Here is an 11,949-nt window from a genome sequence, read left to right on the forward strand (position 1 = left end):
CGGAGCGGTCAAGGGGACGAGGCCGCGAAGCCGATCGGGAACCTTCCTGGAGCGGCTTTCCCCTGCGTACCACCGCATGACCTGCTTCACCTCTGCCGCAGGGCAGAGCAGCTCCACCGCAGGACAGTAGGACCGACCGAACATCCGAACATCGGAGCCCGGGGAACTGGGCACCGCGAGACGCCGAGAGGAGGCGAAGACAGTGACGATCCAGATGAACACCACAGTGACTGGCCAGACCGCTGTTTCCGCTTGCTCGCGTCTCTCCGTCCAGGGTGCCCGCACGACCGGTGCCCTGATCGACGGTGTCTCGCTGTCAGGTGTTCGCGGCGGTCTGGGTCTCGACGCCACCCGTGTCGTTGCGACCGGAGCCCCTGGTGCCCTGCGCACCGGCGTGCTCTCCGGTAGCGCCGCGGGGACGGGTGTCGAGAGCGGTCTGTCCCTCGGCTGGGCCCCGGTCGTCGCCTGCTCGCCCGTGATGCGCGATGAGCGACCGACCAAGGCACCGAAGGCAGTGGAAGCGGCGGCCAAGCATGGCGCCTATCTGCTGGTCGCCGGTGCCGGAGCCACCCAGAAGCAGGACGAGCAGCTGATCAACCAGGCCAAGGTCGCCTTTATCGGCGCCAAGGCCATCCGGATCCGGGCCTTCCGCGGGCCTGAACCCTGGAGAGAGCGAACCTGAGGACGCCTCAGGTCGGCACCACTCCAGGGCCGCGGAACCCGTACACCGGGATCCGCGGCCCTTCTGTTTTGTCCGGTACGACAGACCACCAGGCCCCTCGGGGCCTCCGGTCCAGCCCCACCAGTCAGCTGGACCGGAACCACAACCAAGACGAGGAAGACGCCCACAGTGTCCACGGTCATCACACCGCCCCTCCCGTCCGTACCGCCGACAACGCCGACCCAGGCCGCGCCCGCTCAGTTCCCTCCTCCGGAAGGCTCTCTCATGCAGATCACCGCGCTCGACGACGCCGAGACTCTCGGCGCTCCCATCCCCTGCCGTTCCTTCGACCCCGAGGTCTTCTTCGCCGAGACGCCCGCTGACGTCGAGTACGCGAAGTCCCTCTGCGGCACCTGCCCGGTCAAGGAGGCCTGCCTGGCCGGCGCCCTCGACCGCCGCGAGCCGTGGGGTGTCTGGGGTGGCGAGCTGTTCGTCCAGGGTGTCGTGGTGGCCCGCAAGCGGCCCCGTGGCCGCCCGCGCAAGACCGAGGTCATGGCATGAAACCGGCGCACCGAGCAGCGACAGTCCACCGGGAATGCCCCCCGGCGGACGGCGCACTGCGCCACTCCGTCCGCACTGCCCTTGCCCAGGCTGATGCGGCGGTACAGACCCCCTACCCGACCACGCACCACGAGCAGGACCACGACATGGCGATCACCGCAGGGCCCAGCGTCCGCGCCGAGCAGACCACTGAACTCTCGATCCAGAACAGGACCCTTGAGATGCATCTCATGCAAGAAAACCTGGCCCGTGCCCATATGCAAGAACGCCTCCAGGAGGCTGAGGACCAACGCTTGGCCCGTGCCGTCCGGTTGCGGCGCAAGGCCGAGCGGGCCTCGCTGCGGGCCCGCAAGGCCCTTGCCTCGGCGGTGCTCTGACCTGAGGTCAGCGCCAGAGCCGGCGGCTCCCTGACGCAGCTGTGCCCGGCCCCCACCACGGGGCCGGGCACAGCTGCGTGCGGGGACGTCGTCTGCGGTCGGCCGACCTGGTCCGCCCCGGTCCGCCCGGTGTTCGGCCGGCGGCCCGGCTCAGTCCTTGGCGAAGCCGGGAAGCCAGGTGAGCATCTCGTTGCGGAACGGGGCCTGGGCGCCGAGTTGGCACAGGACGCCGATGGTGCTCAGGGTGACCCGGTGGATCAGCAGGTAGTCCGGGGGCAGGTTGAGCTGCTTGCCGAGGTTGTAGGCGGGCGAGCGGGGATCGGCGATCCGGGCGGCCTGGGCGCGCATCCAGGCCCGGGTGAAGTGGAAGTCGTCCACCGCGGCGGGTTCGATGATCGGGCGCAGGTAGTCCAGCACGGCGTCCGGGTCGAGTGCGATGGTCGGCTTCACGAAGCCCTCGGCCCGCAGCATGTCGAGCACCCCGACCGCGTCCCCGGCCAGCGCCATCCGCAGCGAGTCGCCGATCGGCGCGGGCAGCCCGCCGGGAAGCCGGTCGACGGTGCCGAAGTCCATCACCCCGAGCCGCCAGCCACTGGCGGGGCCGTCGTCCTTCAGGAGGCGGAAGTTGCCCGGGTGCGGGTCGGCGTGCAGTAGCCCGGTCCGGGCCGGGCCGGCGAACAGGAACCTGGCCAGCAGGTGCCCGGCCCGGTCGCGCTCGGCCCTGCCGCCGCCGGTGATCACCTCGGCCAGCGGGGTGCCGTCCAGCCACTCGGTCACCAGCACCTGGTCGGCCTGGGCGACCACGGCCGGCACCGTGATGTCCGGATCGTCGGCGAACTCCTCGGCGTGCACCCGCTGGGCCTCGGCCTCCAGGGCGTAGTCCAGCTCCTCGGCGACCCGGCTGCGCAGTTCGGTGATCAGCGGCTTGATGTCCAGCCCGGGGATCAGCGGGCCGAGCAGCCAGGCCACCCTGCTGAGCTGGGCGAGGTCGGAGAGCAGCGCCTCGCCGGCCCCGGGGTACTGGACCTTGACCGCGACCCGCCGCCCGTCCTGCCAGATCGCCCGGTGCACCTGCCCGATCGAGGCTGCGGCGGCCGGACGGTCGTCGAAGCTGCGGAAGTTGGCCCGCCAGTCCCGCCCGAGCCGCTCGGCCAGCGCGGTGTGCACGCTGGCGGCCGGCATCGGCGGAGCCGCGTCCTGAAGCTTCGTCAGGGCGGCCCGGTAAGGTCCGGCCACCTCTTCCGGCAGGGCGGCCTCGAACACCGACAGGACCTGCCCGAACTTCATCGCGCCGCCCTTCAGTTCACCGAGGACCTTGAAGAGCTGGTCGGCGGTGGCCTGCTGGAGTTCGGCGGTGACGACATCGGCCGACCGGCCGCCGATCCGCTTGCCCAGCCCGAGCGTGGCCCGCCCCGCTATCCCCAACGGCAGGGCGGCGAGCCTTGCCGTGCGGGTCACAGCCTTGCGCGGAAGATCGCTCACCAGGGCCTCCCATTCGAACGTGCGCCGACAGCGACCGCGGCTGCGGTGGCTGAGGGACGGCGGTCACTGTGCCATTGTGCCCGTTCCTCCCCAAGACCCGGCCGGGTCCCGTGCCGTGGCTTTCCACGCCCCGTGAGCTGCTGCCGCCGGTGGCCGGCAACTGCCGGTCGGCGCGGGCCGGTCAGCGCCAGAAGCAGCCGCACTCGGTGTGCGGCGGCAGCCGGAGCCGGCGCACCATGCCGTCCAGGGCGGAGACCTCGCACCAGCCGTCCACGCTCGGCGGCCGGACCCCGTCGAGGAGCAGCAGTGCGTGCAGCCCGGCCAGACCCGCCACCGCCGCGGCCACCGCGCCGTCGCAGGCCACCTCGCGCGGCCGGGCCGGTCCCGCGGCGCAGAGCTGGGCGAGCAGTCGCGGCCAGGCCTCGTCCCGGTCGGTGCGGGTCAGCCCGAGGCAGCGGCCACAGGCCGAGGCACCGGGCAGCACCAGTGGCCCGACCACCCCGAGGTGCTCGATCACCCCGAGGTAGAGGTGGGGGATGCCCGCCTGCATCAGCGCGTGCGCCTCGACGGCAGCACCCGCGTAGCCGCCGCTGCCGTCCCGTGGGGCGAGCACCACCAGATCCGTTGGCCGCTGCTCGGCGCCACCGGGCTCGGCCCGCGCCGAGCGGGGCCCCGCCGCGCCCTGGCCCGGCAGGCCGGCCGCCCGCCGCACCGCCTCGCTGGCCGCCGCCGCCCTGGTCCGCCCGATCTCCTGGGCCGGGATGCCACCGGGCGCGCAGTCCCCGGGCAGCACCCGCCCCTGGTCCAGCACTTGCACCTCGCCCACGCCGGAGGCCGCCAGCACCACTGCCACCGCCGCGCCGACCCGTCCCGCACCGCGCACCTCCACCCGCAGCCCGGTCCGCCGGGCCAGCGCCTGGGCACCACCGCCCGGGCTGGGGTGGAGCAGTGCGAGCGAGGCGAGATCGGGGCCGAGCAACTCCCGTCGGCTGGGCGGCAACTCGGCCAGCGCCTGCTCGACGGCCAGCGCGTCGTCCAGCAGGCCGGTCTCGGTCAGCGAGTGCAGCGCCTGCGCGACGTACGAGGGAGCCAGCCCCAGGCCCTCGGCCGCCGCCGTCAGGGCCGGGCCGTCCCGTTCGCCGTCGAGCAGGCCGAGAAAGGCGCAGAACCGCTCATCGGCCTGGTCAACCACCTGGGCCCGCTCGGGCGCGGTGCCGAACTGCAGGGTCTCCTGGTCACGCCAGGCCCGGGACAACGCGGACTTGAGCATCGGACGCATGGCGACCTCCTCTCCCGGTGGCCGAGTGAACCCACTCGATCGCTGTAGGTGAGCAAAGCCTGCCCCAGCTGCGGGAATTCGCCAAGCCGGTTATCCACAGCCGGTGGATAAAAGCAGATCAGCGTTCGAGCGGTTCATCCGTCTCATCAGCCCGACGTCAACAGGGCGTTGTCCAGGCACGGTTGTCCGCGCACGGTTGTCCACGCACGGCTGTCCGCGTCGGCCGTCCGGACACGGCACGTCCACACACGATCGATGTTGCAAACAATTCGGCCATGGCAGCGGACTTCTGTCAGCGCCAGCGGGTAACGTCGTGTGCCATGGCAGCCGAACGGGACTCCCAGCCCTCGGCGTCGCCTCGGCGTGCCCGTGCAGCGGCCGGGTCGGGAGTCGCGACGCCTGGTACGCGCGGGCGGCCGGACGCAACCCGGCAGAGTCCACCGGCGGCGGGTCCGGGGGAGTCGACCGCAGGTGCCCATCCGCAGCACGGTCCGGTCGAGGTCCGCCGCAGTGCCCGCCGCAGCCGCACCGTCTCCGCCTATCGCGAGGGCGATCGCACCATCGTGCTGATCCCGGCCCGGATGTCCCTGGCCGAGGAGCAGCGCTGGGTGCGCCAGATGCTCGACAAGCTGGCCGCCCAGGAGAGCCGCCGCGCCCTCGGCGACGAGGCACTGACCGAGCGGGCCGGCCAGCTCTCCGCCGCCTACCTCGGCGGCCGGGCTCGCCCGGACCAGGTCCGCTGGGTCACCAACCAGAACTCCCGCTGGGGCTCCTGCACGCCCAGTGAACGCACCATCAGGCTCTCCCACCGCCTCCAGGGCATGCCCGAGTACGTGCTGGACTACGTGCTGCTGCACGAGCTGGCGCACCTGCTGGTCCCCGACCACGGCCCGCGGTTCTGGGCGCTGCTCGAGGCCTACCCCCGCACCGAGCGGGCTCGCGGCTACCTGGAGGGGGTGGCCGGCGCCGCCCGGCTGCCGCACGTCCCGGGCGCCCGCGCGGCGGGTGCGCCCGAGGTGGCGGACCAGCCGGAGCCGGGTGAGGTCTGCGGCTGAGGCGGCTGCGGCCAGGATCGCCAAGACGGCCGGGACGGCCGAGGCCGCCCCGGCGCCTGAAGCAGCGTCAGGACGCCCGGCGGCTCAGCCGACCAGCTTGCGCGCCAGCTCCACCAGCCGCCGCAGCGAGCCGTCCGTCAACTCGGGCAGCGCGTCGAACCCGAACCAGCGAAGGTCGAGCGATTCCTCGCTGATCTCCTCCCGCGCGTCCGCCGGGGCGAGCGCCAGGAACTGCACGTCCAGGTGGGTGTTCTCCGGCTGGTCCTTGCCCGCGCAGCGCACCTGGTGCCGGTCCAGGCGCACCGGCGCGGGCTCCGTGTCGAGCGGCAGCAGCCGCAGCCCCGGGATCCCCGACTCCTCGGTGGCCTCGCGCAGCGCCGCTGCCGCGAGCGTCTCGTCGCCGGGCTCGCAGTGGCCGCCCATCTGCAGCCAGAGCCCGACCTTGGGGTGCAGGGTGAGCAGCACCCGTCCGGCGGCCGGGTCCACCACCAGCGCGCTGGCCGTGATGTGCGCGGGTCGGCAGGAGCGCCACAGGCCGTCCTGGTGCTCCGCCAGGTGGGCCAGGTAGTCGTGGCGCAGCTGCTGCTGCCCGGTCTCGTCGGTCGTCCAGGCGGTCAGTGCCCGGACGGCATCGGCGTGGATCATGCGTTCGGGTCGTCCTTCTTCTGCTCGTCCTTCTGCTCGTCCGCCTCGCCGTCGGCGGCGTCCGGCTTGCCGGGCTCGTCCTGCTCGCCCGGCTTCGCGCCCGGCCCGCTCTGCCCGCCGCGGCCGGCCGCGGCCTCGCCGAGCAGCTTGTCGATCGCGTCGAAGTCCAGACCGCCCTCGGCAACCTCGACGCCGCCCGGGTGCACGAAGCCGTCCGGGTCGTCCAGGTCGCTCGCGGTGGGCAGCATGTCGGGGTGCTGCCAGAGCCCGTCGCGGCCCTCGATGCCGCGCGCGTCGGCCAGCGAGGCCCACAGCCGGGAGGCGTCGCGCAGGCGGCGCGGCCGCAGCTCCAGGCCGACCAGGGTGGCGAAGGTCTGCTCGGCCGGGCCGCCGGTGGCCCGGCGCCGGCGCAGCGTCTCGCGCAGCGCGGAGGACTGCGGCAGGTGCGGCTCGGCGGCGGCGTGCACCACCGCGTCCACCCAGCCCTCGACCAGCGCCAGCGCCGTCTCCAGGCGGGCCAGCGCGGCCTTCTGCTCGGGGGTGTCCTCGGGCTGCAGCAGGCCGCCGGCCAGCGCGTCCTGCAGGGCCTCGGGGTTCTCCGGGTCGAGCCGGCCCATCAGCTCCTCCATCCGGGAGGTGTCGACCTTGATCCCCCGGGCGTAGGCCTCGACGGCGCCGAACAGGTGGGCCCGCAGCCACGGCACATGGGTGAAGAGCCGCTGGTGGGCGGCCTCGCGCAGGGCCAGGTAGAGCCGCACCTCCTCGGCCGGCACGTTCAGGCCCTCGCCGAACTCGGCGATGTTCTGCGGCAGCAGCGCCGCCTTGCCGGCCGGCGCGAGCGGCAACCCGACGTCGGTGGAGCCGAGCACCTCGGCGGCCAGCGCGCCCAGCGCCTGCCCGATCTGGGTGCCGAACATCGCCCCGCCCATCGAGCGCATCACGCCCATCAGCGGCCCGGCCATCTGCTGCATCTCCTCGGGCAGCACGCCGCCCATGGCGTTGCCGACCCGCTCGGCGACCGGGTCGACCAGCTCCTGCCAGACCGGCAGGGTGGCCTCGATCCACTCGGCCCGGCTCCAGGCCACCGCGATGGCGGAGGAGGACGGGAACTCGGTGGCCGAGTCCAGCCACAGCTCGGCCAGCCGGACCGCTTCCTCGACGGCCGAGCGCTCGGCGGCGCCCACCGAGCGGTCCTTGTTCTTGCCCTCGGCCGGCTCGGCCACCACCGTCTGCCGGGCGATGTCCTTGGCCAGCTGCCAGTTCACCGGGCCGCCGTCGAAGGAGAGCATCTGGCCCAGCTGCTGGAAGGCGGCACCCAGGTCGTTCGGGTTGAGGCCGCCCATCATCGAGGCGAAGGGGTTGTCACCGCCGGCGCCGACACCCGGACCGCCGGCGCCGCCCATGCCGAACAGCGCGCCGAACGGGTTGCCGCCGAAACCGAACGGCTCCGGCTGCGTGGGCTGGTCGCCGGGCTGGTCACCGGAGGCGCCGGACTTCGCCTGGTCGTCCTTGTCGCCGCCCTGGTCCTTGCCCTCCTCGGGCTCCTCGGGCGGGACACCGAATCCGAAGGGGAGGTCGCTCACGGGGTCCTCGATCTGGTCGGCCGTCACGCGCTGGGTGGTGTGGCGGGAAAGCAAGTGGAAGGGGCGGGTCTAGCAGGTGGTCGGGCACAAATCGGGCAAATCGCGGAGTGCGGCGGGGGCTTGCCCGCGCCGGGTGCACCGCCAGGCCCTCTCCTCGGGCAGGATGGTCCGTACGTGACACTCGTACGTACGCACATAAGCTAACCGTGGAGGATGGCCGGTGAGTTCCCCGCCTTCGGACGTTCGCTCTGGGCTGACCGGAGGCGAGCAGGCGCAGGTGGCGCCTGCGTCCGCGTCCCCAGCCTACGGCGGGCGACCGCTCACCGTGGCCGTCACCGGCGCCGCCGGCGTGCTGGGCGAGCGGGTCACCGCTCGGCTGACCAGTTCGCCCGGGGTGCGCAAGGTGCTCGCGATCGACGATCGGCGCGGTGAGGCGGCCGGTGTCCAGTGGCGGGTGCTCGACGTGCGGGACCCGGCGGTGGCCGAGCGGCTGCGCGGGGTGGACGTGGTGGTGCACCTGGCGATGGACCTGAACATGGAGTCCGATCCGCGGGCCCGCAGCGCCTACAACGTGCGGGGCGCGCAGACCGTGCTGACCGCCGCCGCGGCGGCCGGCGTGCACCGGGTGGTGCTCTGCACCTCGGCGATGGTCTACGGCGCGCTGCCGGACAACGAGGTGCCGCTGGCCGAGGAGTCCGAGCTGCGGGCCACCGAGGAGGCCAGTCTGGTCGGCGACCTGTTGGAGATCGAGCGGCTGGCCCACCGGGCGCCGCGCGCCCATCCCGGCCTGCAGGTCACCGTGCTGCGTCCGGCCGTGGTGGTCGGGCCCGGGGTGGACACCGTGCTGACCCGGCACTTCGAGGCGCCCCGGCTGCTGGTGGTGGCCGGCTCGCGGCCCTGCTGGCAGTTCTGCCACGTGGACGACCTGGCCTGCGCCCTGGAGTACGCGGTGCTCGGCCTGGTCGAGGGCGAGGTGACGGTCGGCTGCGACGGCTGGCTGGAGCAGGAGGAGGTCGAGGAGCTCTCCGGGATCCGCCGGATGGAGCTGCCCGCCGCGCTGGCCCTGGGCACTGCCGCCCGGCTGCACCGGCTCGGCCTCACCCCGGCCCCGGCGGGGGACCTGGCCTACACGATGTACCCGTGGGTGGTCTCCGGCAGCCGGCTGCACGAGGCCGGCTGGCGACCCCGGTACACCAACGAGGAGGTGCTGGCCGAACTGCTGGAGCAGGTGGCCGGCAAGCACGCGGTGGCCGGGCGGCGCCTGGGCGGCAAGGAGGCCGCCACCAGTCTGGGCGCGGCGGGCGCGACGGTGGCCCTGGTGGGCACCGCGGCGCTGGTCCGCCGGGCCCGCAAGCGCCGCCGGATCTGAGCGGGCCGGCCCGCTCAGGGCGTCCGGCAGGAACGCCGGGGGAGCCCGGCCGGGACTTGGATGACCCCACAGTTGCCGCCGCCCACCGGGGATGGCGGATCATTGGCGTCATGTCCGATTACCACGACCCCATCCGCCTGCTCGCGATCCGCGACACGCCGCTCTCGCTCGACGAGGTCTACGCGGCGGTCGGTGACGACGCGGCCGGCGGTACCGCGATCTTCGTCGGGACGGTCCGCGACCACGACGGCGGCAAGTCGGTGGCGGCGCTCGAGTACAGCTGCCACCCGAGCGCCGAGCGGGAGCTGCGCCGGATCGCCGAGAAGGTGGTGGCCGACCATCCGGTCCGCGCGCTGGCCGCCGTGCACCGGGTCGGCCGGCTGGACATCACCGACGCCGCCGTGATCGTCGCGGTCTCCTGCCCGCACCGCGGCGAGGCCTTCGCCGCCGCGCGCAAGCTGATCGACGACCTCAAGCACGAGGTGCCGATCTGGAAGCACCAGATCTTCACCGACGGCGAGGAGGAGTGGGTCGGCGCCGGTTCCTGCTGAGACCGTCCCCCGGACTGCCGGACTGCCGGACTGCCGGACTGCCGGACCGCCGGTCGGTCCAAGCCCCGTGCCCCGGGAACCCGTTCGGCGGCGGGGCAGTCCTACGAATACGTCCACGGGGTGGCGGGCTCCGCTTCGCCGTAACCCGGATGGCGCCACGGCCGTTCTCACGCCGGGCGGTTAATGTGCTGATAGGCACGACGGATTCGGAGGACCGGACATGGGAGCACTGGCCTGGTTGGGGATCCCCGTCGCGGCGGGCGTGGTCGCCGTCCTCTGGGCGTCCTGGGCGGCGCGACCACCCAGGGCCACCGGTGACGGCGCCTCACTCGCCGAGCACCAGCGGTTCCTGGCCGCGATGGAGCGCAGCACGGTCGGCCGGCAGGCCGGCGACGGGGGTCCGGACAGCTCAGGTTCTGCCTAGCCCGGCGGGCGCCATCAAGCGCTGGTCCCGTACTGTCGTGGCATGCCACGCCGCTCTGCGACGATGCTCGCCGCCACCCTGATGCTCATAGCGCTGCTCTGCGTCTCCGTGTTCCTGCCGGTGCCGTACTCGGAACTGAGCCCCGGGCCGACGTACAACACGCTCGGCGCCCAGGACAAGGCCGGGACTCCGGTGATCAGCATCACCGGGCGCCAGACCTACCCGACCAGCGGGCACCTGAACATGACGACCGTCCAGGTCACCAGCGCCGACTACCAGCCGAGCCTGGTCTCGGTGGTGGTCGGCTGGCTGCGGTCGGACGTGCTGGTGGTGCCGCACGACAACCTGTACCCCAAGGGTCAGACCGAGCAGCAGGCCGAGCAGCAGAACGCCGAGGAGTTCACCAACTCCCAGGACAGCGCGAAGGCGGCGGCGCTGACCGAGCTCGGCATCCCGGTCGGCACCGAGGTGGTGGTCTCCTCGGTGGTGGCCGGCGCCCCCGCGGACGGCAAGCTGCACGCGGGCGACCGGATCGTCGCGGTGGACGGCACCGCGGTCACCGGCGAGGACCAGGTGGCCGCGCTGGTCACCAAGCACAAGCCCGGCGAGAGCGTGGTCTTCACCGTGGTGCCGCAGGCCAAGGACACCGGGACCCCGACGCCGGCCGACGAGCAGCAGGTCAGCATCGTCACGGCCACCTCGCCCAGCACCGGCAAGGCCTTCGTCGGCATTGAGCCGGAGGAGGACCACAGCTTCCCGTTCAAGATCGACATCGGGCTGCAGGACGTCGGCGGGCCCAGCGCCGGGCTGATGTTCTCACTGGGCATCATCGACAAGCTGACCCCCACCGACCTCACCGGCGGCAAGTTCGTGGCCGGCACCGGCACGATCGACGCCAACGGCAACGTCGGTCCGATCGGCGGTATCTCGATGAAGGTGATCGCGGCCCGCGACGCCGGCGCCCAGTTCTTCTTCACCCCGAGCGACAACTGCGCCGAGGCCAGCGCCAACCCCCCGAAGGGGCTGCGGCTGATCAAGGTGGACACCCTGAACGACGCGATCAAGGCGCTCGGCCAGATCCGCGCCGGACAGGACTCGGCGCTCGCCTCCTGCCCGGCGAAGTAGCCGAGGCGGCAGGAGGGGCGAGCGCCGAGGAGGCAGCCGGCGTCAGGGCCGGCGCCGGGATCAGGAGAAGGTCGCCAGCAGTGCCTTGGTCAGCCCCGGCACCAGGTCGGGGCCGGTCAGCACCTCGCGCGCCAGGTCCTTCTCGCGCAGCCGCAGCGCGATCTCGCGCTTGCCGTCGCGCAGCACCGCGGCGGTGATCCGCACCTCCTGGCGGCTGGGGTGGTTGGCCACCCAATCGGCCAGCTGCGCCTCGGTGGCACCGGCCGGGCGGCTCTTCTCGGCGCCCGGCGGCAGCATCAGCCGCTCGACCACCAGCGCGCAGCCGACCACCATGTCGGGCCAGGCGATGGTGCCGAGGAACTCGTCCAGCGCCGTGCCCTCCGGCAGCTCCTCCTGCTCGACCGGGGTCAGGGTGCCCGCGGTCTCGTCCGTCAGGCCGAGCTGCTTGGCCACCGCCGGGTCGCTCCGGCGCAGTTGGGCGCTGTCGACCAGGGCGAACAGGCGGGCGGGCTTGTCCCAGCCGAGCCCCGCGACGTACTCGTCGATCTCCAGGGCGGCGCGGGTGAGCGGGGTCGCGGCCGGCGGCAGGCCGTCCGCCGACGGGGTCGTCGGAGTGGGGGTGTTACGCGCATCGGACATGGCTCCATCCTCACATGTCGGTGCGCCGCCCCGGGCCGGACCCGCTCGGAACGCGCCCTGCGCCTGGGAACTCGGTGAGAGCCTGATTAAGTTGCACTCCGGGGCGGGCGGCGTGGCGTTGCCTGTCCCTGAGGCCCGTTCCGATCCGGTCGAGCCCCGTCCGACTTCCCGACTTCAACAGCAGAGGTGCCGTCTTGG

The 11,949-nt window shown here is 73.2% G+C and carries 13 protein-coding genes; 8 read left to right on the plus strand and 5 right to left on the minus strand.

Annotation, left to right across the window (positions count from 1 at the left end; all coding sequences use genetic code 11):
• Positions 1-202: 202 nt before the first annotated feature.
• The 3 genes from OG403_RS23155 (at position 203) to OG403_RS23165 (ending at position 1,599) form a co-directional block, all read left to right on the plus strand.
• A complete protein-coding gene (locus OG403_RS23155) occupies positions 203-682 on the plus strand; it encodes a hypothetical protein (RefSeq protein WP_329567394.1) in 480 nt (159 codons plus the stop codon).
• A 180-nt stretch (positions 683-862) separates the two neighbouring features.
• The gene (locus OG403_RS23160; RefSeq protein WP_329572479.1) at positions 863-1,222 is read left to right on the plus strand and encodes a WhiB family transcriptional regulator; all 360 of its coding nucleotides are present in this window, start codon (positions 863-865) and stop codon (positions 1,220-1,222) included.
• Between the two features lie 146 nt (positions 1,223-1,368).
• Positions 1,369-1,599: a hypothetical protein gene (locus OG403_RS23165; RefSeq protein WP_329567396.1), complete on the plus strand. Its 231-nt coding sequence runs from the start codon at positions 1,369-1,371 to the stop codon at positions 1,597-1,599.
• 150 nt (positions 1,600-1,749) lie between these two features.
• Here the strand turns inward: OG403_RS23165 and OG403_RS23170 are convergent, their stop codons facing one another.
• Positions 1,750-3,081, minus strand: a complete 1,332-nt coding sequence (locus OG403_RS23170) for an ABC1 kinase family protein (RefSeq protein WP_329567398.1) — start codon at positions 3,079-3,081, stop codon at positions 1,750-1,752.
• 181 nt (positions 3,082-3,262) lie between these two features.
• Positions 3,263-4,360, minus strand: a complete 1,098-nt coding sequence (locus tag OG403_RS23175) for a ThiF family adenylyltransferase (RefSeq protein WP_329567400.1) — start codon at positions 4,358-4,360, stop codon at positions 3,263-3,265.
• A 320-nt stretch (positions 4,361-4,680) separates the two neighbouring features.
• Here OG403_RS23175 and OG403_RS23180 point away from each other — a divergent pair, with 320 nt between their 5' ends.
• Positions 4,681-5,415, plus strand: coding sequence for a M48 metallopeptidase family protein (locus tag OG403_RS23180; protein ID WP_329567402.1), 735 nt, complete (start codon positions 4,681-4,683; stop codon positions 5,413-5,415).
• Between the two features lie 84 nt (positions 5,416-5,499).
• On the opposite strand, the gene OG403_RS23185 is transcribed toward OG403_RS23180, so the two are convergent.
• Both OG403_RS23185 and OG403_RS23190 read right to left on the minus strand, forming a co-directional pair.
• On the minus strand, positions 5,500-6,060 hold the full coding sequence (locus tag OG403_RS23185; protein WP_329567404.1) for an NUDIX hydrolase: 561 nt from the start codon (positions 6,058-6,060) through the stop codon (positions 5,500-5,502).
• Entirely contained in the window at positions 6,057-7,643 is a 1,587-nt protein-coding gene (locus OG403_RS23190; protein WP_329572481.1) for a zinc-dependent metalloprotease, read from the minus strand. Before OG403_RS23190 ends, OG403_RS23185 begins: the two co-directional genes overlap by 4 nt.
• Positions 7,644-7,863: 220 nt before the next feature.
• Here OG403_RS23190 and OG403_RS23195 point away from each other — a divergent pair, with 220 nt between their 5' ends.
• From OG403_RS23195 to OG403_RS23210, 4 genes are all read left to right on the plus strand, one after another.
• Positions 7,864-9,012 (plus strand): NAD-dependent epimerase/dehydratase family protein, encoded by a 1,149-nt coding sequence (locus OG403_RS23195; RefSeq protein ID WP_442910963.1) that lies wholly within the window; start codon positions 7,864-7,866, stop codon positions 9,010-9,012.
• A 110-nt stretch (positions 9,013-9,122) separates the two neighbouring features.
• Complete coding sequence (locus OG403_RS23200; RefSeq protein WP_329567409.1) at positions 9,123-9,563, plus strand: molybdenum cofactor biosynthesis protein MoaE; 441 nt, start codon at positions 9,123-9,125, stop codon at positions 9,561-9,563.
• Positions 9,564-9,783: 220 nt separating this feature from the next.
• On the plus strand, positions 9,784-9,987 hold the full coding sequence (locus OG403_RS23205) for a hypothetical protein (protein ID WP_329567412.1): 204 nt from the start codon (positions 9,784-9,786) through the stop codon (positions 9,985-9,987).
• A gap of 42 nt (positions 9,988-10,029) precedes the next feature.
• Positions 10,030-11,112, plus strand: coding sequence for a YlbL family protein (locus OG403_RS23210; protein ID WP_329567413.1), 1,083 nt, complete (start codon positions 10,030-10,032; stop codon positions 11,110-11,112).
• Between the two features lie 60 nt (positions 11,113-11,172).
• Here OG403_RS23210 and OG403_RS23215 read toward each other — a convergent pair whose 3' ends face one another.
• On the minus strand, positions 11,173-11,751 hold the full coding sequence (locus OG403_RS23215; RefSeq protein ID WP_329567415.1) for a PPA1309 family protein: 579 nt from the start codon (positions 11,749-11,751) through the stop codon (positions 11,173-11,175).
• Positions 11,752-11,949: the final 198 nt, after the last annotated feature.

Source organism: Kitasatospora sp. NBC_01266 (assembly GCF_036242395.1).
Classification (GTDB): Bacteria; Actinomycetota; Actinomycetes; order Streptomycetales; family Streptomycetaceae; genus Kitasatospora.

What these genes read in the sequence shown, in the direction of transcription:
- OG403_RS23200 (WP_329567409.1), top strand. Translation starts at nt 9,123, where the DNA reads ATGTCCGATTACCACGACCCCATCCGCCTGCTCGCGATCCGCGACACG.
- OG403_RS23180 (WP_329567402.1), top strand. Translation starts at nt 4,681, where the DNA reads ATGGCAGCCGAACGGGACTCCCAGCCCTCGGCGTCGCCTCGGCGTGCC.
- OG403_RS23165 (WP_329567396.1), top strand. Translation starts at nt 1,369, where the DNA reads ATGGCGATCACCGCAGGGCCCAGCGTCCGCGCCGAGCAGACCACTGAA.
- OG403_RS23205 (WP_329567412.1), top strand. Translation starts at nt 9,784, where the DNA reads ATGGGAGCACTGGCCTGGTTGGGGATCCCCGTCGCGGCGGGCGTGGTC.
- OG403_RS23175 (WP_329567400.1), bottom strand. Translation starts at nt 4,360, where the DNA reads ATGCGTCCGATGCTCAAGTCCGCGTTGTCCCGGGCCTGGCGTGACCAG.
- OG403_RS23210 (WP_329567413.1), top strand. Translation starts at nt 10,030, where the DNA reads ATGCCACGCCGCTCTGCGACGATGCTCGCCGCCACCCTGATGCTCATA.
- OG403_RS23185 (WP_329567404.1), bottom strand. Translation starts at nt 6,060, where the DNA reads ATGATCCACGCCGATGCCGTCCGGGCACTGACCGCCTGGACGACCGAC.
- OG403_RS23215 (WP_329567415.1), bottom strand. Translation starts at nt 11,751, where the DNA reads ATGTCCGATGCGCGTAACACCCCCACTCCGACGACCCCGTCGGCGGAC.